The sequence below is a fragment of the Amphritea sp. HPY genome, assembly GCF_050870985.1.
In the GTDB taxonomy this organism is placed as follows: Bacteria; Pseudomonadota; Gammaproteobacteria; order Pseudomonadales; family Balneatricaceae; genus Amphritea.
Map to the genome: position 1 here is coordinate 4,716,040 of NZ_CP194015.1, position 21,600 is coordinate 4,737,639.

At 50.7% G+C, this 21,600-nt stretch carries 24 protein-coding genes; 19 read left to right on the forward strand and 5 right to left on the reverse strand.

Features of this window, described 5'->3' with window-relative positions; all coding sequences use genetic code 11:
- The first annotated feature begins 107 nt into the window (after positions 1–107).
- The 6 genes from dnaK to ACQUQM_RS20975 all read left to right on the forward strand — a co-directional run bounded on the left by dnaK (position 108) and on the right by ACQUQM_RS20975 (position 6,008).
- Entirely contained in the window at positions 108–2,033 is a 1,926-nt protein-coding gene (dnaK, locus tag ACQUQM_RS20950) for a molecular chaperone DnaK (RefSeq protein ID WP_432471815.1), read from the forward strand.
- A 118-nt stretch (positions 2,034–2,151) separates the two neighbouring features.
- Positions 2,152–3,276 carry a molecular chaperone DnaJ gene (dnaJ, locus tag ACQUQM_RS20955; RefSeq protein WP_432471816.1) on the forward strand — a complete coding sequence of 375 codons (1,125 nt, stop codon included), beginning with the start codon at positions 2,152–2,154 and terminating at the stop codon, positions 3,274–3,276.
- A gap of 66 nt (positions 3,277–3,342) precedes the next feature.
- A complete protein-coding gene (gene cysE / locus ACQUQM_RS20960; protein WP_432471817.1) occupies positions 3,343–4,146 on the forward strand; it encodes a serine O-acetyltransferase in 804 nt (267 codons plus the stop codon).
- 46 nt (positions 4,147–4,192) lie between these two features.
- The gene (dapB, locus tag ACQUQM_RS20965; RefSeq protein ID WP_432471818.1) at positions 4,193–4,999 is read left to right on the forward strand and encodes a 4-hydroxy-tetrahydrodipicolinate reductase; all 807 of its coding nucleotides are present in this window, start codon (positions 4,193–4,195) and stop codon (positions 4,997–4,999) included.
- 190 nt (positions 5,000–5,189) lie between these two features.
- Positions 5,190–5,579, forward strand: a complete 390-nt coding sequence (locus tag ACQUQM_RS20970) for a DUF3461 family protein (protein ID WP_432471819.1) — start codon at positions 5,190–5,192, stop codon at positions 5,577–5,579.
- Between the two features lie 117 nt (positions 5,580–5,696).
- Positions 5,697–6,008, forward strand: a complete 312-nt coding sequence (locus tag ACQUQM_RS20975; protein WP_432471820.1) for an NGG1p interacting factor NIF3 — start codon at positions 5,697–5,699, stop codon at positions 6,006–6,008.
- A gap of 325 nt (positions 6,009–6,333) precedes the next feature.
- Here the strand turns inward: ACQUQM_RS20975 and ACQUQM_RS20980 are convergent, their stop codons facing one another.
- The 3 genes from ACQUQM_RS20980 to ACQUQM_RS20990 form a co-directional block, all read right to left on the reverse strand.
- Positions 6,334–6,939 carry a MarC family protein gene (locus tag ACQUQM_RS20980; RefSeq protein WP_432471821.1) on the reverse strand — a complete coding sequence of 202 codons (606 nt, stop codon included), beginning with the start codon at positions 6,937–6,939 and terminating at the stop codon, positions 6,334–6,336.
- Positions 6,940–7,037: 98 nt separating this feature from the next.
- Positions 7,038–7,199 carry a YqaE/Pmp3 family membrane protein gene (locus tag ACQUQM_RS20985; RefSeq protein WP_432471822.1) on the reverse strand — a complete coding sequence of 54 codons (162 nt, stop codon included), beginning with the start codon at positions 7,197–7,199 and terminating at the stop codon, positions 7,038–7,040.
- Positions 7,200–7,224: 25 nt separating this feature from the next.
- Positions 7,225–7,782, reverse strand: coding sequence for an NUDIX hydrolase (locus tag ACQUQM_RS20990; RefSeq protein WP_432471823.1), 558 nt, complete (start codon positions 7,780–7,782; stop codon positions 7,225–7,227).
- Between the two features lie 74 nt (positions 7,783–7,856).
- Here ACQUQM_RS20990 and ACQUQM_RS20995 point away from each other — a divergent pair, with 74 nt between their 5' ends.
- Genes ACQUQM_RS20995 through ACQUQM_RS21005 form a run of 3 tightly spaced genes read left to right on the forward strand, consistent with a single transcriptional unit; the run spans position 7,857 to position 9,218 of the window.
- Complete coding sequence (locus tag ACQUQM_RS20995) at positions 7,857–8,444, forward strand: CoA pyrophosphatase (protein WP_432471824.1); 588 nt, start codon at positions 7,857–7,859, stop codon at positions 8,442–8,444.
- A gap of 20 nt (positions 8,445–8,464) precedes the next feature.
- The gene (locus ACQUQM_RS21000; protein WP_432471825.1) at positions 8,465–9,001 is read left to right on the forward strand and encodes a gamma carbonic anhydrase family protein; all 537 of its coding nucleotides are present in this window, start codon (positions 8,465–8,467) and stop codon (positions 8,999–9,001) included.
- The gene (locus ACQUQM_RS21005) at positions 8,994–9,218 is read left to right on the forward strand and encodes a DUF1289 domain-containing protein (RefSeq protein ID WP_432471826.1); all 225 of its coding nucleotides are present in this window, start codon (positions 8,994–8,996) and stop codon (positions 9,216–9,218) included. The genes ACQUQM_RS21000 and ACQUQM_RS21005 overlap by 8 nt, the downstream gene beginning before the upstream one ends.
- Before the next feature lie 26 nt (positions 9,219–9,244).
- Here the strand turns inward: ACQUQM_RS21005 and ACQUQM_RS21010 are convergent, their stop codons facing one another.
- Together ACQUQM_RS21010 and ACQUQM_RS21015 are read right to left on the reverse strand one after the other, a co-directional pair.
- Positions 9,245–10,528, reverse strand: a complete 1,284-nt coding sequence (locus tag ACQUQM_RS21010) for an HlyC/CorC family transporter (RefSeq protein WP_432471827.1) — start codon at positions 10,526–10,528, stop codon at positions 9,245–9,247.
- 96 nt (positions 10,529–10,624) lie between these two features.
- A complete protein-coding gene (locus ACQUQM_RS21015) occupies positions 10,625–11,410 on the reverse strand; it encodes a cytochrome C assembly family protein (RefSeq protein WP_432471828.1) in 786 nt (261 codons plus the stop codon).
- A gap of 234 nt (positions 11,411–11,644) precedes the next feature.
- Here ACQUQM_RS21015 and ffh point away from each other — a divergent pair, with 234 nt between their 5' ends.
- From ffh to thrC, 10 genes are all read left to right on the forward strand, one after another.
- Entirely contained in the window at positions 11,645–13,042 is a 1,398-nt protein-coding gene (ffh, locus tag ACQUQM_RS21020; RefSeq protein WP_432471829.1) for a signal recognition particle protein, read from the forward strand.
- A 185-nt stretch (positions 13,043–13,227) separates the two neighbouring features.
- Positions 13,228–13,473, forward strand: coding sequence for a 30S ribosomal protein S16 (gene rpsP, locus ACQUQM_RS21025; RefSeq protein WP_432471830.1), 246 nt, complete (start codon positions 13,228–13,230; stop codon positions 13,471–13,473).
- Positions 13,474–13,499: 26 nt separating this feature from the next.
- The gene (rimM, locus tag ACQUQM_RS21030) at positions 13,500–14,033 is read left to right on the forward strand and encodes a ribosome maturation factor RimM (RefSeq protein WP_432471831.1); all 534 of its coding nucleotides are present in this window, start codon (positions 13,500–13,502) and stop codon (positions 14,031–14,033) included.
- 3 nt (positions 14,034–14,036) lie between these two features.
- Positions 14,037–14,786 carry a tRNA (guanosine(37)-N1)-methyltransferase TrmD gene (gene trmD, locus ACQUQM_RS21035; protein ID WP_432471832.1) on the forward strand — a complete coding sequence of 250 codons (750 nt, stop codon included), beginning with the start codon at positions 14,037–14,039 and terminating at the stop codon, positions 14,784–14,786.
- A gap of 16 nt (positions 14,787–14,802) precedes the next feature.
- On the forward strand, positions 14,803–15,162 hold the full coding sequence (rplS, locus tag ACQUQM_RS21040) for a 50S ribosomal protein L19 (RefSeq protein ID WP_432471833.1): 360 nt from the start codon (positions 14,803–14,805) through the stop codon (positions 15,160–15,162).
- Positions 15,163–15,320: 158 nt separating this feature from the next.
- On the forward strand, positions 15,321–16,745 hold the full coding sequence (locus tag ACQUQM_RS21045; protein WP_432471834.1) for a hypothetical protein: 1,425 nt from the start codon (positions 15,321–15,323) through the stop codon (positions 16,743–16,745).
- Between the two features lie 56 nt (positions 16,746–16,801).
- Positions 16,802–17,746 carry a site-specific tyrosine recombinase XerD gene (gene xerD, locus ACQUQM_RS21050; RefSeq protein ID WP_432471835.1) on the forward strand — a complete coding sequence of 315 codons (945 nt, stop codon included), beginning with the start codon at positions 16,802–16,804 and terminating at the stop codon, positions 17,744–17,746.
- 128 nt (positions 17,747–17,874) lie between these two features.
- Positions 17,875–18,612, forward strand: a complete 738-nt coding sequence (locus ACQUQM_RS21055) for a DsbC family protein (protein ID WP_432471836.1) — start codon at positions 17,875–17,877, stop codon at positions 18,610–18,612.
- 204 nt (positions 18,613–18,816) lie between these two features.
- The gene (locus tag ACQUQM_RS21060; RefSeq protein WP_432471837.1) at positions 18,817–20,112 is read left to right on the forward strand and encodes a homoserine dehydrogenase; all 1,296 of its coding nucleotides are present in this window, start codon (positions 18,817–18,819) and stop codon (positions 20,110–20,112) included.
- A 29-nt stretch (positions 20,113–20,141) separates the two neighbouring features.
- Positions 20,142–21,536, forward strand: a complete 1,395-nt coding sequence (thrC, locus tag ACQUQM_RS21065; RefSeq protein ID WP_432471838.1) for a threonine synthase — start codon at positions 20,142–20,144, stop codon at positions 21,534–21,536.
- Positions 21,537–21,600 lie beyond the last annotated feature (64 nt).

The following is a 21,600-nucleotide window of genomic DNA, read 5'->3' on the forward strand; positions in this document are numbered from 1 at the left end:
CGCACAGCGGTACTTGAAACTGAGAAAACCGGACTTATATAGCTAGCAAGTATTAGTTAAAGAATTTAGCCCGTCCTAGCGGGCACAGAACTACGGGAGTTATTCGAATGGGTAGAATTATTGGTATCGACCTGGGCACAACCAATTCATGTGTTGCTGTACTGGATGGTGAGAAGTCTAAGGTTATTGAAAACGCAGAGGGTGAACGCACCACCCCTTCCATCATCGCCTATGCGAATGATGGTGAGATTCTGGTAGGCCAGCCGGCTAAGCGTCAGGCGGTTACTAACCCGGATCATACCCTGTTCGCGATCAAGCGTCTGATCGGTCGTCGTTTTAAAGACGATGTGGTTCAGAAAGATATCACTATGGTGCCATACAAGATCGTTGAAGCTGACAATGGCGATGCCTGGGTTCAGGTAAACGATACTAAAATGGCTGCGCCTCAGATCTCTGCCGAAATTCTGAAGAAGATGAAGAAGACCGCAGAAGACTACCTGGGTGAAGATGTAACTGAAGCAGTTATTACTGTACCGGCTTACTTCAACGACTCTCAGCGTCAGGCAACTAAAGATGCCGGTAAGATCGCTGGCCTGGAAGTTAAGCGTATCATCAACGAGCCAACTGCTGCGGCACTGGCTTACGGTATGGATAAGTCCAAGGGCGATAAGACTATCGCGGTATTCGACCTGGGTGGTGGTACTTTCGATATCTCTATCATCGAAATCGCTGAAGTTGATGGCGAGCACCAGTTTGAAGTACTGGCGACCAACGGTGATACATTCCTGGGTGGTGAAGACTTTGACCTGCGTCTGATCGAGTATCTTGCGGCTGAATTCAAGAAAGAATCCGGTATCGACCTGCACAACGATCCACTGGCGCTGCAGCGTCTGAAAGAGGGTGCTGAGAAGGCTAAAGTTGAGCTGTCTTCTACCCAGTCTACCGATGTTAACCTGCCGTACATCACTGCCGATGCGACCGGCCCTAAGCACCTGAACGTTAAGATCAGCCGTGCCAAGCTGGAATCTCTGGTTGAAGAGCTGGTTGAGCGTACGCTGGGACCTTGCCGTCAGGCGCTGAAAGATTCCGACCTGTCTGCTTCTGAAATCGATGAAGTAATCCTGGTTGGTGGTCAGACCCGTATGCCAATGGTGCAGGAGAAAGTAACTGCATTCTTCGGCAAAGAGCCACGTAAAGACGTTAACCCGGATGAAGCCGTAGCGATGGGTGCTTCTATTCAGGGTGCGGTACTGGCCGGTGACGTTAAAGACGTACTGCTGCTGGACGTTACTCCGCTGAGCCTGGGTATCGAAACTATGGGTGGCGTAGCGACTCCGGTTATCGAAAAGAACACCACTATCCCGACGAAGAAGTCTCAGATCTTCTCAACTGCGGATGATAACCAGAACGCGGTAACTATCCACGTTGTTCAGGGTGAGCGTAAGCAAGCGTCCGGCAACAAGTCTCTGGGTCGTTTCGATCTTTCTGAGATTCCACCGGCACCGCGCGGTATTCCGCAGATCGAAGTAACTTTCGATATCGATGCTAACGGTATCCTGCATGTTGGCGCGAAAGATAAGGCGACCGGCAAAGAGCAGTCTATCGTGATCAAGGCCTCTTCCGGTCTGAGCGATGACGAAGTCGAGCAGATGATCCAGGATGCTGAAGCTAATGCTGAAGCGGATAAGAAGTTTGAAGAGCTGACCCAGGCCCGTAACCAGGGTGATGCGATGGTTCACTCTGCTAAGAAGACCCTTGAAGAAGCCGGTGATAAGGCGACTGAAGAGGAAACTAGAGCAATCAACGCTGCTACTGAAGAGCTTGAAGAAGCGCTGAAGGGCGATGATAAAGAAGCGATCGAAACTAAGACCGCTGCCCTGACTGAAGCTGTTTCTGGTCTGGCGCAGAAGATGTACGCTGAAGCTGCACAGCAGGCTGAAGGTGCAGAAGGCGCTGAGCAGGCTCAGGCTGAGCCGGCTGACGACGCTGTAGATGCAGAGTTTGAAGAAGTTAAAGACGACGACAAAAAGTAAGTCGGCTTTAGCAGATTCAATGTTGTAAATGACAGCGCGGGCCGGTCCCGCGTTGTCGCGTTTTTATTGCCAGCTAATTGCATAACGCGGTTAGCGAGAACAGATTGCGAAACAGATTATGTCGAAAAAAGATTTTTACGATGTGTTAGGCGTTTCCAGAGACTCATCTGACCGGGATATCAAGAAGGCGTTTCGTCGCATGGCGATGAAGTACCACCCGGATCGTAATCCCGATGACAAAGCTTCAGAAGACGCTTTCAAAGAGGTCAACGAAGCCTACGAAGTGCTGTCTGACCAGCAGAAAAAAGCCGCCTATGATCAATATGGTCATGCCGGTGTAGATCAGCAGGGTATGGGTGGAGGTCACGGTGCTGGTGGCTTCAGCGATGTCTTCGGCGATGTCTTCGGTGATATTTTTGGTCAGGGTGGCGGTGGACGTCGTAGTCACGTGCAGCGTGGCGCGGATCTTCGCTATACCATGGATCTTTCACTGGAAGAGGCTGTTCGTGGTTGCGAGAAAACCATAACCGTACCGACGCTTGTTGCCTGTGAAACCTGTGATGGTAGCGGTGCTAAGCCGGGTACCAGCGCTAAGACCTGTGGTACTTGTGGTGGTGTAGGCCAGGTTCGGATGCAGCAGGGTTTCTTCTCGGTACAGCAGACTTGTCCGCACTGTCACGGCGAAGGTCAGGTGGTATCTGACCCTTGTGGAACCTGCCATGGTCAGGGCCGTAAGCAGCAAACCAAGAAGCTATCGGTTAAAATTCCGGCGGGTGTTGATACCGGTGACCGTATTCGCCTGTCCGGTGAAGGCGAAGCTGGCTCTCACGGTGGTCCTGCCGGCGATCTGTTTGTTCAGGTTAACGTACGTGATCACGCTATCTTTGAAAGGGATGGCAAACACCTGTTCTGTGAAGTGCCGATCAGCTTTATCGATGCAGCCCTGGGCGGTGAGCTTGAAGTTCCGACCCTGGAGTCCCGCGTTAAACTGAAGATACCTGCTGAAACCCAGACCGGAAAGTTATTCCGTCTGCGGAATAAAGGTATTAAGCCGGTTCGCGGTGGTGCAGTTGGCGATTTGTTGGTACGGGTTATCGTGGAAACCCCGGTAAACCTGAGTGGCAAGCAGAAAGAGCTGTTGCGTGAGTTTGAAACAGCGATGGATGAGCGTCAAAAACATCATGCCCCGAAGAAACATGGTTTCTTTGACAGTGTGAAGAAGTTTTTTGAAGATATGACCTGAAGGTTACTGCCGGGGCGCTGAGAAAGGCGCCCCGTTAACTTTTGGATGAGCGGGAGTAGTTTTGAAATGAGCGATTGGCCGGTCAAACCCGATCCGTTATGGCAGCTAATTCAGCAGGAAGCTAAAGAAGAAAGCAAGCGCGAGCCATTCCTGGCAACCTTTTTTCATACCAGTATCAATGGCCATAACAGCCTGTGCGCTGCGGTCAGTTATCTGCTGGCGAGTAAACTTTCCGATGAAGTAATGCCCGCGGTCGCTCTACGTGAGCTGATTGAAGAGGCGTTACAGAAAGATCCGGATATTATGGACCGCATCTGCCGCGATCTGATTGCGGTACGTACCCGTGATCCGGCGATCGATCGGTTCACTACTGTATTGCTGTACCTGAAAGGTTTTCATGCCTTGCAGGCATACCGTATAGCGCACTGGATGTGGAAGCAAGAACGGCGCTCGATGGCGCTTTACCTGCAAAGCAGGATCAGTTCGGTATTTCAGGTGGATATTCATCCGGCGGCGAACATTGGTCATGGTGTCATGTTTGACCATGCTACCGGTATTGTTGTGGGTGAGACCTGCGTGATTGAGAACGATGTCTCTATTCTGCAATCGGTGACGCTTGGTGGTACCGGTAAAGAGTGCGGTGACCGTCATCCGAAGATTCGTGAAGGGGTAATGATTGCCGCCGGAGCGAAGATTTTTGGCAATATTGAGATCGGTAAAGGCGCTAAAGTTGGCGGTGGTTCTGTGGTGCTGGATAATGTTCCGCCTCACACAACGGTTGTAGGTGTGCCGGCTAAAGTAGTTGGTCATCCTGATTGTGCCAAACCAGCCCTGGATATGAACCAGAACGTTCACCAGGACGAAAGTTAAGATTAGTGGCCGTTGCCGGCGATTAACAAAGATTCAGGAATTGATAATGATCAGAATCGCAGTAACCGGCGCCGCCGGGCGTATGGGAAAGACCAATATTGAAGCAATTCAGGCTGCCGAAGGTGTTGAGCTTGGTGCGGCTATTGTTGAGGCTAGCAGTAGCCTGATCGGAGCCGATGCCGGTGAAGTGGCTGGTGTTGGCAAACTGGGCGTTGCGATTGTTGGCTCGCTGGCTGAGGCGATCAATGATTTTGATGTGTTGATCGACTTTACGACGCCTGAGTCTACCCTGGCTAATCTGGCGCTGTGTGCTGAAAGCGGCAAGGCGATTGTGATCGGTACCACCGGTTTAACTGATGCTGAGCGTGCTGAGCTGAATGGCTACGGCACTAAGATGCCGGTCGTTTTTGCGTCGAACATGAGTGTAGGGGTCAACTTGTGCTTTAAGTTGCTTGCTGAAGCGGCTAAGGCGTTGGGTGATGACTACGATGTTGAGATTATCGAAGCCCATCACCACCACAAGGTTGATTCACCATCCGGTACTGCGTTGAGTATGGGAGAGGCTGTAGCGGGTGCCTTGGGTCGCGATCTGAACGAATGTGCAGTCTATGGCCGTGAGGGTCAGGTCGGTGCCCGGACTCAGAAAGAGATCGGTTTTGCCACGATTCGTGCTGGCGATGTGGTCGGAGATCATACCGTCTTGTTTGCCAATGAAGGTGAGCGGATTGAGATCACCCATAAGGCGAGTTCACGTATGACCTTTGCTAAAGGTGCAGTACGGGCAGCTGGCTGGTTAGCGGGTAAGGCTAATGGGGTCTATGATATGCAGGACGTCTTGAGTCTGCGTGATTAAAGCCTGGTCGGTCGGATTTCAAAAAAACCGCCGGCAGGCGGTTTTTTTGTTTCTGTAGGAAGCTTTTCCGGTGACTTAAATCAGTCATCAGTTCGGGGAATCAGGGTTTTCTTTCAGTTAGTTTTTTTAGTATGTTGTTGCTGTGTCCGGAAGATCCCGGGTAATCAGGTTTAATAAGGGAGTGATGTGAATGTCCGCCGAAAAATTTTCCACTTTGAAAGAGATGGGCTTTGAAAACCCGCATGAAATCCAGCGTTTTTCAACGCGTACTGAGAACGATGTTGATGTACTGAAGGTCTATCTGCACCGCCATCAGGGCGAGTGGATGGCTAAGAGTAAGAAATTTAAGTTTAAGCGCAAGCATACGAACGTGCCTGTTGATGGTGGTCTGGTACCTTACCGCGCCAGCACGGAACCATCACCTTACTACCTGCGCGCACTGACGGAGCTGGAGCAACTGGTTGACCAGGATAAGTCTTCTAAAGATAAGAAAGAACATCTTCTGGATGAGCTCGAACATCTTGAGAAAGTTGTCGCCCGTAAAGTGGAAGATATCAGACGTCAGATCGAAGAGCTCTGATATAGTGCCGGAGAAATAGCCTGGATGGCTATCCGACAACATGCGTATCACTCTCGGCTGAAGGGCAACACCCTTCGGCCGTTTTTGTTTTTGCAGTGAAGAATATGGGTAGCAGTGATGTATAAGTTAGCTTTTTTTGTTCCTGAATCGGATCTTGAGCCGGTTAAGCAAGCGCTCTTCAGTGTTGGAACCGGGCGAATTGGTGATTACGATAACTGCTGCTGGCAGGTTTTAGGTGAGGGGCAGTTTCGGCCGTTGGTGGGGAGTAATCCCCATATAGGCGATCAGGGGGTTGTTGAGCGGCTGGCTGAGTGGAAGGTGGAGATGGTGTGCCAGGATGAACTTATTCACAAGGCCGTGGCTGCACTAAAGCAGGCGCATCCGTATGAAGAAGTAGCCTATGAAGTTTGGCAGCTAGCTGAAATTTGAGTTGTTTTTTTGTTGTTTATAAAATTTGCTGACGATTGAATTTAGTTGCTAACAGATTCTGTGTGTAAGCCTGTTGATTAGTTTTGGATAAGTCTCCTTAAGGTCTCTTAAGTTATTGTAATATAGGCTTTAATTATGTTTGTGCTATTTCTGTTCAGGTTTTCAATAGGGAGCTGAAAAGGGCCTGTTTTTAGTCACAGATTCTGTGGATAAGGTTGTGAGTAATTGTTGTGTATAGTAGGGGTAAGCGCTGCGGGGCCCGTTATTGCAGGCTCCGCTAAAACTGGTGCTTAGATGAGCAGTGCTAGATAAGCATCAGTAGAACTTATTGAACCGATGCTAAAAATCCGGTGACACCTGTGAGTACAATTTGCGAAGCCATTGCCGCCAGTACCAGGCCGGTGATTTTACTCAGGATGTTCAGACCGGTACTGCCGAGTAAGCGTTCCAGCCAGGATGCTGCGTGCAACAGGATCAAAAGCCCCAACAGTGCCAGAAACATACCGCTGAGACCGAACACCAGGTCTATACCGGTTAACTCGGAACCGTATACCAAAATAGCACCGATGGTCGCTGGCCCGATGATAGTCGGTATCGCCAGTGGAACAACTGATTGATCTTCTCTGGGAGCGTCGGGCAGTTGAGCGTGAGTGCGAACCCCTTCCTTAACCAGGCTTATAGCAGATAGAAATAGCAGGATGCCGGCTCCGATACGGAATGAATCGATGGTGATGCCGAGTATTTCAAACAGGGTATTACCGAAGAAGAACAGTACGATGGCGGCACACAGGGCCGCAAATACCGCTTTGTTGGCGATGCTGCGGCGCTCGGCCGGGGTGTCGTTGCGGGTCAGGGAAAGGAACATCGAGACGACAAAGAAGGGCGCGAACAGGAAGAAGAATTTGATCCAGGTTGAGAACAGTAAGGTCATTTAAGTAGCTCAGATAGTCGCTGGGTAAGCGTTGAAGGGGGCGTATAAGTCCCTTCCTATGATAAAAAAAACGGCCTTGTGAGCCGTTTATCTGTTGCTTATTTTAACACCAGCCAGAGGCCATGGAGAATCCCCGGGATGTAGAAAATCAGACAGAGAACGATATTAATCAACAGTTGCATGCCAACACCGGCTTTGAGGAATACTGCGATCGGTGGCAATAGTATGGCAAGGATGATCAGTACCAGCTTGTTATCCATAGTTTAAAGTCCTTTTTGTTGTAGTTTAAGGTTGTTCTACATAGCGTCCTGGCGGCATATCAAGATCGATATGCCGTGTTGGAAATATACCGGATTTCCGGTCTTCAAAATAGAAGTGTAAAGCGTTGCGGATGGTCTGGAAGGCTAGTTTGTCCCAGGGGATATCCTGCTCGGTGAATAAACGTACATCAGTGGTTTCGTCTCCGGCGCTGAAGTTAAGGTCCTCCAGTTGTGCCAGATAGATCAGTTGCACGTGGCTGACCGGTGTCAGTGAGGTCAGAGTGTAGAGTTGCAGGTCGCTGACGCGGGCGTTAGCCTCTTCCAGCGTCTCTCTTTGTGCCGCGTGGCGGGTTGATTCACCATTTTCCATGTACCCGGCCGGCAGGGTCCAGTATCCGTTACGTGGCTCGATAGCGCGTTTACAGAGCAGAATCTTATCTTCGAAGACGGGCAGACAGCCAGCAACGAGTTTAGGGTTGCTATAGTGAACATGGTGGCACTGGGTGCAGATATGGCGCGGCCGGTTATCATCTTCAGGGATTTCAAATTTAACCGGTGAACCGCATTGACTGCAGTAATTCATAATGAGCCCTTCAGCGCTAAACTTTCGCAACCGCGAAAGGTATGATGGGTAGATAGCCTCTACTGTAATGCATAATGATCAATAAGCTCAAACAACGATTGCACAGCTACGCCCCCCGGACTATTTTGAGTGACTGTCCGGAAGCGGGAGTACTGATCGCCCTGACCGATAATACTGCCGATCCGGAGGTGGTGTTGACTCGCCGTGCCAGTCATTTGTCGACCCACAGCGGTGAGATCGCTTTTCCTGGCGGTAAGCGTGACGATACTGATACTGACTTGCTCTATACCGCCTTGCGTGAAGCTGAAGAAGAGGTCGGGCTGGATCCTGCCGCGGTTGAAGTGCTGGGCCCGCTGGGTCAGGTGCTGTCTAAGCATATGCTGCAGGTCACGCCTTTTGTTGGCATTATCGCCAGTGACACTGAGTTGGTGCCTAATCTGGATGAGCTGGATCGGATTTACAAGGTGCCGCTCAGCTTTTTTCTGGAGGATCGGCGCCATCATACCGATACCATTCAGTTCAAAGGGATGACCCATTATGTGCCTGCGTATGAATATGAAGGTGATATTATCTGGGGACTGACCGCTTATATGTTGGTGGAATTGCTGAATGTTGGTTTTGACGCCAATATTCCAATGAAGATACGTCCTGAGCACCGTTAGAATTATATAAGGATACCGATATGCTTTTTTCTGTCGACGATCGTAGCGTTAACCTGATTGGCGATGAACACTATATTGCGCATAACGCGACAGTGATCGGGTCGGTTGAGATACATGACCTCGCCAGTGTCTGGTTTAATGTCGTGATACGGGGTGATAACGATCTGATCAGTATTGGTGAAGGCTCTAATATTCAGGATGGTTCGGTACTGCATACGGATCCCGGTTTTGCGCTGAAGATTGGGCGTAATGTTACGATTGGCCATCAGGCGATGCTGCATGGGTGTGAGGTGGGCGACGGTTCACTGATCGGAATTGGAGCGGTGGTGCTTAATGGCGCGAAAATAGGCCGGGGCTGCCTGATCGGTGCTAATGCGCTGATCCCTGAGGGTATGGTGGTGCCAGATGGCGCGATGGTTGTTGGCTCGCCGGGTAAGGTGAAGCGTCAGCTCAGTGATGAGCAGCAGCAAGGATTGCTGGATAATGCAGCGCACTATGTGGAAAATATGCGTCGTTACCGTAGCGATTTTAAACAGCAGAACATAAGTTATGAATAATAGACAGAATGAACCTCTTTTCACTCGCTCTCCTTGTATCGGGGTCTGTGCCCTGGATGAGAAAGATATCTGTATAGCCTGTCGTCGCAGCGCAGTAGAGATAGGGGAGTGGGGGGTAATGAGTGAGCCGCAAAAGGCAGAAGTTATGGAGCTGATTGTTCAGCGTATAAGACAGGAACGTGAAGAGAAGCTAAATCAAGCCGGGAAAACTGATTAGCTTTCTTAGCAGGAAGATTAACAGCGTTAATCTTCCTCACTCTCATGGGCTGGTTTCTCCAGCTTAATCATACGGATGGTCTTTATCAGGTTGTCACTGACCTGAAGGGTTTCCAACTGGTAGCGATCTATCATCATGCAGACATTGGCATCGGGGATAGCTTCCAGCAGTTCCGTTACCAGTCCGTTGATGGTTTTCGGGCCGTCAGTGGGCAGGTCCCAGTCCAGCGATTTATTAACATCCCGGATGTTGGCTGTGCCATCGATAAAGAAGCTGCCATCCTCCTGGGGATAGATATCCTGATTATCCTCTTTGTTACTGCTCGACAGTTCACCAACAATCTCTTCGAGAATATCTTCCAGCGTAACGATGCCCTGAATGTCTCCGTATTCATCAACCACCAGGGCGATACGTCGGCTCTCTTTCTGGAAATTAAGCAGTTGGGTCTGCAGCGGAGTGCTCTCCGGAACAAAGTAAGGTTCATGGATAACCTGCAGGATAGCTGCCTTGGAAACCGCGCCCTGCTGAAACACCTGCGCCAGGTTACGCATATGCAGGATGCCGACAACTTTGTTGATCTCGCCGCTGTATACCGGCATCCGGGTATGCGGTGTTTTGCTAAGTTGTTCGATGATCAGGTCAAGATCGTCATCCAGATCGATGCCCAGTACTTCGTTGCGTGGGATCATTATGTCGGTGACTGTGACATCGTCCAGCTCCAGCACGCCCAGCAACATCGACTGGTTACGCTGCTGTAATACCGCGCCTGATTCATTTACCAGGGTACGTAACTCTTCAGTGCTGAGGTGGTGATGATTACCTTCGGTCAGTTTAATACCGAATAGCTTGAGCAGGCCATTGGTGATCATATTAACGATCCAGACCAGCGGATAGAGCAGTTTAAGTAATGGATGCAGAATATATGCTGCGGGAAAAGCGATCTTTTCCGGGTGCAGGGCGGCAACGGTTTTGGGGGTCACCTCAGCGAAGATCAGGATCACAAGGGTTAATGCAGCGGTCGCAATTGCGATACCTGCTTCGCCCCAGAGTTCTACTGCGATAATTGTGGCGATGGCCGAGGCCAGAATATTAACAAAGTTATTACCGATCAGGATGACGCCGATCAGGCGGTCCGGTCGTTCCAGCAGTTTGCCGGCTTTGGTGGCTGAGCGGTGTTTGTTCTTTATCATATGGCGCAGCCGATAACGGTTGAGCGACATCATGCCGGTTTCTGAGCTAGAGAAAAATGCAGAGCAAAGAATGAGAAAGAAGAGAAGTCCCAGCAGGGACTCGATCGATGCGTCTTCCAAGACGGTATAACCTTAGGTGGCCAGTTGGATAGCCATTGTCAGGTTATCCATAAATGCTGTCAAGCGTGCTGTATCGAAGCTTACTTCCGGGCCAAATCAGAGCAATTCAATTACAAACTTACTGCCGAAGAAAGACAGCATCAGAACGATGAATCCGCCCACTGTCCAGCGAATCGCTTTATGACTGCGCCAGCCCAGAAAGTGACGGCCAATTAACAGAATGGCATACAGCAGCCAGGCCAGAATTGAGAGTACGGTTTTATGGACCAGGTGCTGGGCAAACAGATCTTCAAATACCAGCGCGCCGGTAATCAGTGAAACCGTCAGCAGGATCAGGCCGGTCCAGATCATCTCGAACAGCAGGCGTTCCATTGTTTGCAGTGGTGGTAACGAGCGCAACAGGCCTCGTGTGACGTGATGTTTGAGCTGATAATCCTGTTTCGCCAGTAAAATGGACTGGAAGGCGGCCAGGGTGAAAATGCTGTACGCCAGAATTGATATCAGAATGTGAAATACCAGTGCTCCGTCATAATGCTTGCTGGGGTGAGTGTCGAGGCCGAAAAGCGTGCAGGCAAGGGCCAGAGCTGCAACCGGGAAAATACCGATAAACAGATTGTCGATCTTCTGGCGTAAGCTACTGAGCAGAACCAGTGCTGCAACCAGCCAGCCGATCAGAGAGCCAATACTAAAGAAGTCCAGGTGGATCCCGCCATCACTGTGCAGATCGAGATACACTGAATATGCATGGCTGATTACCGCGACCAGACCAAGCAGTTTAATCAGCTTGCCCGACGGCTTACTGCGCTCGGTCAGGATGCTCCACTGCATCGTGGCAGCACTCAGGTAGCATACAATAGCGATAATGATTGGCAGTGTTTGCATCGGGGCTTAACTCTTAAGTTCCATTTCAGGTGGCTAAGTTTGTCATAAATATGAAGCCGATGAAAATAGTCGGCGGCTAAATTTACCGGTCTTTTGACCACAGATAGCACATTGGGCTTATTCGCATGTTCCTGAGACCGATGCTGCTGTATAATGCCGGGCAAATTTGTATATTCTTTTTATCCACTGCGGCGTGAATGGCTGCACCAGATAATACTCCTCAGGATAATAACCATGTTTGAAAATCTGACGGACCGTTTATCGAAGACGTTAAAATCGGTTACGGGTCAGGCGAAACTGACCGAAGATAATATTAAAGGCACGCTGCGTGAAGTGCGTATGGCGCTGCTTGAGGCCGATGTCGCGTTGCCGGTTGTTAAAGAGTTTATTAACAACGTCAAAGAACGTGCTGTGGGTACCGAGGTAAGTAAGAGCCTCAGCCCCGGTCAGGTTTTTGTTAAGATCGTCCAGCAGGAGCTGGAAAAGGTCATGGGTGAAGCCAACGAAGGGCTCAACCTGGCTGCACAGCCTCCAGCCGTTGTAATGATGGCGGGTTTGCAGGGTGCTGGTAAAACCACTTCTGTTGCTAAGCTATCCCGTTTCCTGCGAGAGCGGGAAAAGAAAAAGGTTCTTGTAGTTTCTGCCGACGTATACCGTCCGGCGGCGATCAAGCAGCTGGAAACTCTTGCGGCTGAAGTCGAGGTGGATTTTTTCCCATCGACGGCTGAACAGAAACCGATCGACATTGTTAATGATGCGATCAACCACGCAAAGGTTAAGCACTTCGATGTACTGATTGTCGATACTGCCGGTCGTTTGCATGTCGATAGCGGCATGATGGATGAAATCAAGGATCTGCATGCGGCGGTGAATCCGGTTGAGACCCTGTTTGTGGTCGACGCAATGACTGGTCAGGATGCTGCTAATACCGCGAAGGCGTTCAATGATGTGCTGCCGCTGACCGGTGTGGTTCTGACCAAGACCGATGGTGACGCCCGTGGCGGTGCTGCGCTGTCTGTTCGTCAGATTACCGGTAAGCCGATCAAATTCCTGGGTGTCGGTGAGAAAGTTGATGCTCTGGAACCGTTTCATCCGGATCGTGTTGCTTCCCGTATTCTGGGGATGGGCGATGTTCTCTCCCTGATCGAGGAAGTTGAACATAAGGTCGATAAGAAGAAAGCCGAAAAACTGGCGAAGAAGGTCAAGAAGGGTAAAGGCTTTGATCTGGAAGACTTCCGCGACCAGTTGCAGCAGATGCAAAATATGGGCGGCATGTCTTCGCTGATGGATAAATTGCCTGGTATGGGGCAGATGGGCCAGGCGATGCAGGGTGCCAACATGGCCAATGCTGAGAAAGGCTTTAATCAGATGGAGGCGATTATTAACTCTATGACGCCCCATGAGCGTAAACGCCCGGATGTTATTTCCGGTTCGCGTAAAAAGCGTATCGCTTCCGGTTCCGGAACCCAGATTCAGGACATCAATCGTTTACTGAAGCAGCATAAGCAGATGCAGAAGATGATGAAGAAGTTCTCTACCAAAGGCGGCATGCAAAAAATGATGCGCGGCATGAAAGGTATGATGCCGGGCGGCGGTGGTATGGGCGGCCCGGGCGGTTTCCCAAGAATGTAATTCAGTCCCGGTTTATAAACGGGCTTATATCGCCAAAAAGCTTTTCAAGGGCGGGGTATTCGCGTAGAATTCCCGCCCTGTTTTATATGATAGGTGCAGTCTGCATCGGTTACTATGCCGGAATGGGGCTGTTATCTGTAAACCGTGAGCGATTTTAAAACTCACTTAATAAAGGGACCAAACGCATGGTAACTATTCGTCTATCTCGTAGCGGCGCTAAGAAGCGTCCTTTCTATCACCTGACTGTGGCTGATTCTCGTAATCCGCGTGACGGTCGTTTTATTGAGCGTGTGGGTTTCTTCAATCCGCTGGCTAAAGGCCAGGAAGAGCGTCTGCGTGTAAGCATGGAGCGTGTTGAACACTGGGTATCTAAAGGTGCACAGGTTTCTGATCGTGTTGCTACACTGCTGAAAGAAGCTAACAAAGCATAATTTAAGCGATCAGTCGGGTTATAGAGATGAGTGGCTTTACGTCAGACAAGGTTACAATAGTAGGGCGGATCACCACGATCTACGGCGTTAAAGGTTGGGTTAAAGTTTATTCCCACACCGAGCCGATGGAGAGCATCCTTAACTACTCACCATGGCTACTGAAGATTGATGGTCAGTGGCAGCCGATCAAGATTAGTGACGGCAAAGTACATGGTAAGGGACTGGTAGCTAAGCTGGCAGGTATCGATGATCGGGATGTGGCGCGCCAGTATTGTGGCATGGATATCGCGATTGAGAAGGACCTGCTGCCAGAACTGGGTGACGGTGATTATTACTGGAGCCAGCTGGAACAGCTTGAAGTATTAACCGAGTCCGGCGTTAAGCTGGGTAAGGTGAGTCATCTGATTGCAACCGGCGCAAATGATGTGCTGGTAGTGAAAGGTAAAGCGGATAGTGTCGATCGTAAAGAACGACTCATTCCTTACCTGCCAGATCAGGTGGTTAAAGAGATAAACCTTGAAGAAGGTACGATTCGGGTCGATTGGGATCCGGAGTTTTAACCGGTGTGGATCGGTGTTGTAACCCTGTTTCCTGAAATGTTTGAGGCGATAACCCGCCATGGCGTAACAGGTAGGGCAGTGCGCAACGGCTTGCTCGATGTGCAGTGCTGGAACCCTAGGGAGTTCACAAGGGATAAACATCGTACGGTAGATGACCGCCCTTATGGCGGTGGTCCCGGTATGTTGATGAAGGTGCAGCCGCTGCGGGACGCGATCCAGGCAGCGAAACAAACTGCCGGTGAAAAGACCAGAGTGATCTATCTTTCACCGCAGGGGCGCCGACTCGATCATGCAGGGGCAAAGGAGTTGGCCGCCAGTGAGCGGTTAATCCTGGTCGCAGGACGCTATGAAGGTATTGATGAGCGTCTGGTGGAGACCGAAATCGATGAAGAGTGGTCGCTGGGAGACTTTGTTCTCAGTGGTGGCGAGTTACCAGCGATGGTAATGATCGATGCGGTTTCCCGGCTGGTTCCAGGTGTCTTAGGGCATCAGGACTCGGCGGCAGAGGACTCCTTCAGTGATGGGATGTTGGATTGCCCGCACTATACCCGACCGGAAAAACTTGACGATATGTCCGTACCGGATGTGTTGCTTAGCGGTAATCACGAGGCGATCAGACGCTGGCGTCTGAAACAGCAACTGGGCAGAACCTGGCAACGGCGCCCGGAATTGCTGGAAGAACTCGTATTAGATAAAGAGCAGCAATCATTGTTAAACGAATTTATCCGTGAGACAGAAACATCTCAGGATTAGTATTTAGGAGCGAGCTATGAGCAGCAAAAACCTAATCATTCAGCAGATCGAAGCTGAACAGATGAACAAAGCAGTACCAGAATTTGCACCAGGCGACACCGTTGTCGTTCAGGTAAAAGTTGTTGAAGGTGAGCGTCAGCGTCTGCAGGCGTTTGAAGGCGTGGTTATCGGTATGCGTAACCGCGGCGTAAACTCCGCATTTACCGTGCGTAAGATCTCTCACGGTGTTGGTGTTGAACGTACTTTCCAGACTTTCGCTGCTACCGTTGATAGCATCGAAGTTAAGCGTCGTGGTGACGTTCGTCAGGCTAAACTGTACTACCTGCGTGAGCGTAGCGGTAAGTCTGCACGTATCAAGGAAAAGCTGGCTAAGTAATTTTTTACCTGTCAGTTTGAGTAAAAAGGGTGGCTTAGGCCGCCCTTTTTGTTGTCTGGGATTCGCTGTGAGTCGGTTTGAACGCTAAAATCACCTGAATGGATTTATACGTGCTGCAGCCCTTTCGTAGTGGGAGACACGCTTTTCGGGAGTGAAAAATGGCCAAACTGTTACGGCGTCTGGTGATCATGGTGCTGGCGGCGTCGTTGGTGCTTACGACGGTCGCATTCTATTATCGGCTGCAGGTTCAGCAAGCGGTTGATAGTGCTGTGGCGCAGGTCGCGTCGTTAGTGGTGGTCGATTACGGTTCGCTGAGTGGTGATGTCGATGGCGCGATCGAACTGCAAGATGTTGTGCTTACCCCTGCAGGCTCTCAAGCCCGGCTTAATGTCGAACGTATCGTGCTTCAAACTTCTGGGTGGCAATACCTGTTGCAGGCGGGAGAACAGCTTGATCAGGGTGTCTGGCCTGCGCAGATACGTGTTGAGCTTCAGGGGCTCAGGCTGCAACTAAATCCCGCTAATAGCCAGTTGGTCGATCGGTTTTTAACCAGGGTCGTTCCTCAGAGTGAGACTGTGGCTTTGCTAGCCATGGCTTGCGGTGGCCATAAACCCCTAAGCTTTCAACAATTGCACGAGATGGGCGTCACGCAGTTACGGGGCGGACTGACGTTTAACTATCAGTATGATTCAGAAACGGGTGCTGTCGATGCATCTGTTTCACTTAATCCAGAACAAATGTTTGCCTTGGGTTTTGATCTCCAGGGGATGATGCCGGCTACCCAACTGACAACGGCGTTGTTGGATTCTTTTCCTCTTCGGTTGAAACAGCTGCAGATTGGCTACCGCGATACGGGCTATCATCGGCTAAGAAATGGCTATTGTGCCGGTCTTGATGATGATCTTGTCAGTCAGTATATGAAGATCCATGGCTTACGGCTGAGTGAGAATCTTAAGCAGCAAGGGTGGGCTGTACCGCTTCGTGTAGCGACCGATTATCAGGTGATGATGGCCGATGGTGGTGGTTTTGAGTTGAGTCTGATGCCTGGGGATCCGCTCTCTTTAGATGTAAGGGGCTGGCAAGCGTTGCAGGAGATGTTGCCGCAGGGGGTGTTACAACGGCTGAATCCGATTCTGACGGTTAATCGGCGTTCGGTTGATCTGCAGGCTATGTTGCCGGTCGTCAGAGATCAGTCGTCTGAAGTTGTAGCTTTGTTGCAGCAGACAGAAGATCATGCGCCTGGAGCGGGAGTGTCAGCGCAAGAAGCGTTGCAGGATGGGGCGCAAGCACTATCGCCTGAGCAGATCAGAAGGCAGCAGACGCAGGCGTTATTGCGGGATGCTATGAAGGCTACTGATCAAGATGACCTTGCGGTAAAAAGTTATAAGTCGGTATCGGTTGATGAAGTCATTAAACATGTTGGCCGCTCAATCCGTTTGCAAACCTATTATGGCCGTCAGGTTGAAGGTACACTGCAGCGTGTAGAGGGTAAGATGTTGTATGTGACTCAGCATCTGCAGCAGGGTAGTGCCGTCTACCCAATAGATAAAACCAAGCTGTCTGAACTGGAGGTGTTGCACTAAAGGGATTGCCCGGGTGTTGCGCTGAATGTGTCAGGTAAGCGCTAAAGGTTCATACAGTGACATCTGATAATCAAGCAGTCGATGCCCGAAAGGCAAAGCAGCAGCCATCCAATGTTGATCAGTCTATTATCGAGCAGTTTGTTGATGCGCTCTGGCTTGAAAAGGGCTTAAGTGATAATACCTTGTCTTCCTATCGACGGGACCTTTCCCTTTATGCCTGTTGGTTGAACGAGCGCAGTACTATGTTGTTGGGCGCAAGCAGGCTTGATCTGATGGCGTATCTTAACTGGCGTATGCGGCAGCGCATGAAGCCCAGTTCTACCTCGCGCATGTTGTCCTGTCTGCGGGGTTTCTATCGTTACTTTCTGCGAGAAAATCGTATCGACCAGGATCCTACCCTTGAGATAGAGAGTCCGAAGCGTGGTCGTCCGTTACCGAAAACCCTGACCGAAGCCGAAGTTGAAGCGCTGCTGGCGGCTCCTGATATCAATGATCCGTTGGATTTTCGTGACCGGGCGATGCTGGAAATGCTCTATGCATCAGGTTTGCGGGTGACTGAACTGATAAGTCTCACGTTGCAGCAGATTAACCTGCGACAGGGGGTTATTCGGGTGATGGGCAAGGGGGATAAGGAGCGCTTGGTGCCATTGGGTGACGAAGCGCGTGATTGGTTGTTGCGATACATGAAGGATGTCCGGCCGTTATTGATTGGTGATTCGTCCAGTGAGGTGGTGTTTCCCAGTCGCAGGGGGCAGCAGATGACCCGGCAGACTTTCTGGCACCGGATCAAGCGTCACGGTCTGGTGGCCGGTGTAGACAAACTGCCGTCGCCCCACGTGCTGCGGCATGCTTTCGCCACTCACCTGCTTAATCATGGTGCTGATTTAAGGGTCGTGCAATTGCTGTTGGGGCATAGTGATCTTTCGACGACTCAGATCTATACGCATATCGCACAGCATCGTTTACAATCGGTGCATAAACAGCATCACCCGCGGGGGTGATGTGGCTGATCTTCGGCAAAGTTTTTCAATTTGTTTTTAGCTTTACCCGCAAGCCTTGAACTTTTGTTGCTGGCGGGTGGTCACACTGTTAAACCAGGCAACTGACAATATTATTTATAGAGGACTCTATGCGTAAACTGATTTTGATGATGGTGGCGTTCTCTGCGCTGAGTTTTAGTGCGGTCGCTGAAGAGACTGAAGAGTCTGCTATTCGAGAAGCCTTGCGCGGCCTGAATGCGATAGTGCCAATTACGGCGGTGAATCCTGCGCAGTTCCCGGGCCTTTACGAAGTAACGCTGGCCAGCGGCGAAATACTTTTCACGAATGCCGAAGGTAGCCATTTCCTGGTAGGTGAAATGTATAAGGTTAAGGCGGACGGTCAGCTTGTTAATATGACTGAAGAAGGCAAAAAAACAGGTCGGACCGGTATGATGGCGGGGATCGATCGCCAGGATATGGTGATTTTTCCGGCAACCGGTGAGACTAAGTCCCATGTAACTATCTTTACCGATGTCGATTGTTTCTACTGCCGTAAACTGCATAAAGAGATCGATCAGATTAACGCTAAAGGCATAGAGGTTCGCTATCTGGCGTTTCCCCGTGCCGGCGCCGGATCTGCGGCCCATAAAACTATGGATGCGATCTGGTGTTCAGACAAGGCTGAGCAAGGCTCATTGATGACTAAAGCCAAAGCTGGTCAGTCGTTGCCAGCCAAAAGCTGTGATAGCCCGGTGATGGAACAGTGGCAGCTGGGTCAGAAAATGGGTATTACGGGTACGCCTGCGCTGATTCTGGAAGACGGTTCATTGGTGCCGGGGTATGTGCCTGCTGATCAGCTGGCGAAGATGCTGGGTGTTGAAGGTTGATAGTCTGTTCATAGGGCGGTAAGCCCTGTATAACATTTAAAAGGGAGCGTTTTGCTCCCTTTTCTCTTTACTGGCCGCTAATTCGTGGAGCTGAGGGCAGCTTTTCGCTATAATGCGTGCCTATTTTTCGCCGCAGTCGAAAGCTCTGGATGAGTCCTCGGTTTTCGGCACTGCAACAGCAAAGAAACAGCGCGAGGTAATGGTTTGAAACCGGTTAAAGTAGGTATCTGTGGTCTTGGCACCGTTGGTGGCGGTACGTTCAACGTACTGCAGCGTAACGCTGAAGAAATTTCCCGTCGTGCGGGTCGTCATATCGTAGTTGAAGCGATTGGTGCCCGTCGTGAAAATCCTGATTGCGATACCAAAGGGACGCATATTACGGCGGACATTTTTGAAATCGCCCGTAACCCTGAGATCGATATCGTAGTCGAGCTTATCGGTGGCTATGACGTTGCACTTGAGCTGGTAATGACAGCTATTGAACACGGCAAGCATGTTGTTACTGCCAACAAAGCCCTGATTGCTGTTCACGGCAATGAGATTTTTGAAGCGGCGCAGAAGAAAAACGTAATGGTTGCGTTTGAAGCGTCTGTTGCCGGCGGTATACCGATTATTAAAGCGATGCGTGAAGGTCTGTCTGCCAATAAGATTAACTGGCTGGCGGGTATCATCAACGGTACAGGTAACTTTATCCTGACCGAGATGCGCGATAAAGGTCGTGATTTTGCTGATGTGCTGGCTGAAGCTCAGGCGTTAGGCTATGCCGAAGCAGATCCGACGTTCGATGTTGAAGGTATCGATGCCGCGCATAAGCTGACTATCCTGGCATCCCTGGCGTTTGGTATTCCACTGCAGTTTGACAAGGCTTATACCGAAGGTATCAGCAAGGTCACCGCTGAGGATGTGCAGTATGCCGAAGAGCTGGGTTACCGGATCAAGCATCTGGGTATCAGCCGTCGCACCGAAAACGGTGTTGAGCTGCGGGTGCATCCGACTATGATTCCGGAAAAAGCGCTGCTGGCTAATGTGCACGGTGTTATGAATGCGGTTCTGGTTGATGGAGATGCCGTTGGTCAGACCATGTATTACGGTGCCGGTGCTGGTGCAGAGCCAACCGCTTCCGCTGTTATTGCCGACATTGTTGATGTTGTGCGTACCCTGACAGCAGATCGCGATAACCGTGTACCGCATCTGGCATTCCAGCCGGCTAGCCTGGCTGAAACTCCGGTACTGCCGGTTGAAGAGGTAATCAGTGCCTATTACCTGCGTCTGAACGTTAACGAACGTCCGGGTGTGCTGGCGATGGTAACGTCTATTCTGAGCGAGTCGGGCATCAGTATCGATGCGATTGTTCAGAAAGAGACTCACGAACAGCAGGTTCCTGTCATCATCCTGACTCAGGAAGTTCAGGAGAAGCAGATGAATGAGGCGATTGCCAGTATTGAGGCGCTTGACGACGTAAATGATGCGGTTACCCGTATCCGCGTTGAGCACCTTTAAAGCAATCATAACCATCGGGAAATAAGACAGTGAAATATATTTCTACCCGGGGCGACGCTCCAGCACTGAATTTTGAAGATGTCCTGCTGGCGGGTCTGGCCAGTGATGGTGGTTTGTACGTACCGGAAGTTCTGCCGACGTTCAGCAAAGAAGAGATCGCTTCCTGGGCGGGACTGCCTTACAACGAACTGGCTTATAAAGTGATTAAGCCGTTCGTTGAGGACTGCGTTGCTGACGCCGATCTGAAGCAGATGATCGACGATACCTATGCCGGTTTCAACCATACTGCGGTTGCGCCGCTGAAAGAGCTGGGTACCAACGAGTGGGTTCTGGAACTGTTCCACGGCCCGACGCTGGCATTCAAGGATTTCGCGCTGCAGTTGCTGGGCCGTCTGATGGACTATGCCCTGACTAAGCGTCAGGAGCGTCTGGTAATCATGGGTGCGACTTCCGGTGACACCGGTTCTGCCGCGATCGAAGGTTGCCGCCACAGCGAGCACCTGGACATCTTTATTCTGCACCCTTACAACCGGGTATCAGAAGTTCAGCGTAAGCAGATGACCACGATTATCGAAGATAATGTGTTCAATATTGCGCTGGAAGGTAACTTCGACGACTGCCAGGAGATGGTTAAAGACAGCTTTGCTGATCAGGGCTTCCTGGGTGGTCGTAAGCTGGGTGCTGTGAATTCGATCAACTGGGCACGCATCATGTCCCAGATTGTTTACTACTTTTCTGCGTCGCTGGCTGTGGGTGGCCCGCACCGTGAAGTAGCCTTCTCTGTACCGACCGGTAACTTTGGCGATATCTTTGCTGGTTATCTGGCGAAACAGATGGGCCTTCCGATTAGTCAGCTGGTGGTTGCGACCAATAATAACGACATTCTGCACCGGGTTATCTCCGGTAATGATATGAGCAAAGGCGAGCTGGTACACACCCTGTCACCGTCCATGGATATCATGGTGTCGTCTAACTTCGAGCGCCTGTTATTCGATGTGTATGGCCGTGATGGTGCAGCGATCAGTGAGCTGATGGCTAAGTTTAAGTCTGAGCCGGTACAGCTGGACGAGGCACGCTGGGCTAAGGTTCGGGAGCTGTTTGACAGCCATGCCTGCGACGATGAGTCGACCTGCGATACGATCGCTAAAGTGCATGCCGAGACCGGTTATCTGCTGGATCCGCATACTGCGATCGGTGTTGCTGCCGGACGTGAGTGTAATCGTGATGCCAGCGTACCGATGATCGTGCTGTCTACCGCGCACCCGGTTAAGTTTCCGGATGCTGTGCTTAAGGCTGATCTGGAATCACCACAATTGCCGACGCATATGGCCGACCTGTTCGAGCGTGAAGAACAGTTTACCGTACTGCCAAACGAGCTGAGCAAGGTGCAGCAGTTTGTTGCTGGTCATGTGCATAGCGATTAAAGCTTCATAAGGCTAGAATAAGCCCGTTACAGCTGACTGTAGCGGGCTTTTTATTTGGGGGAAT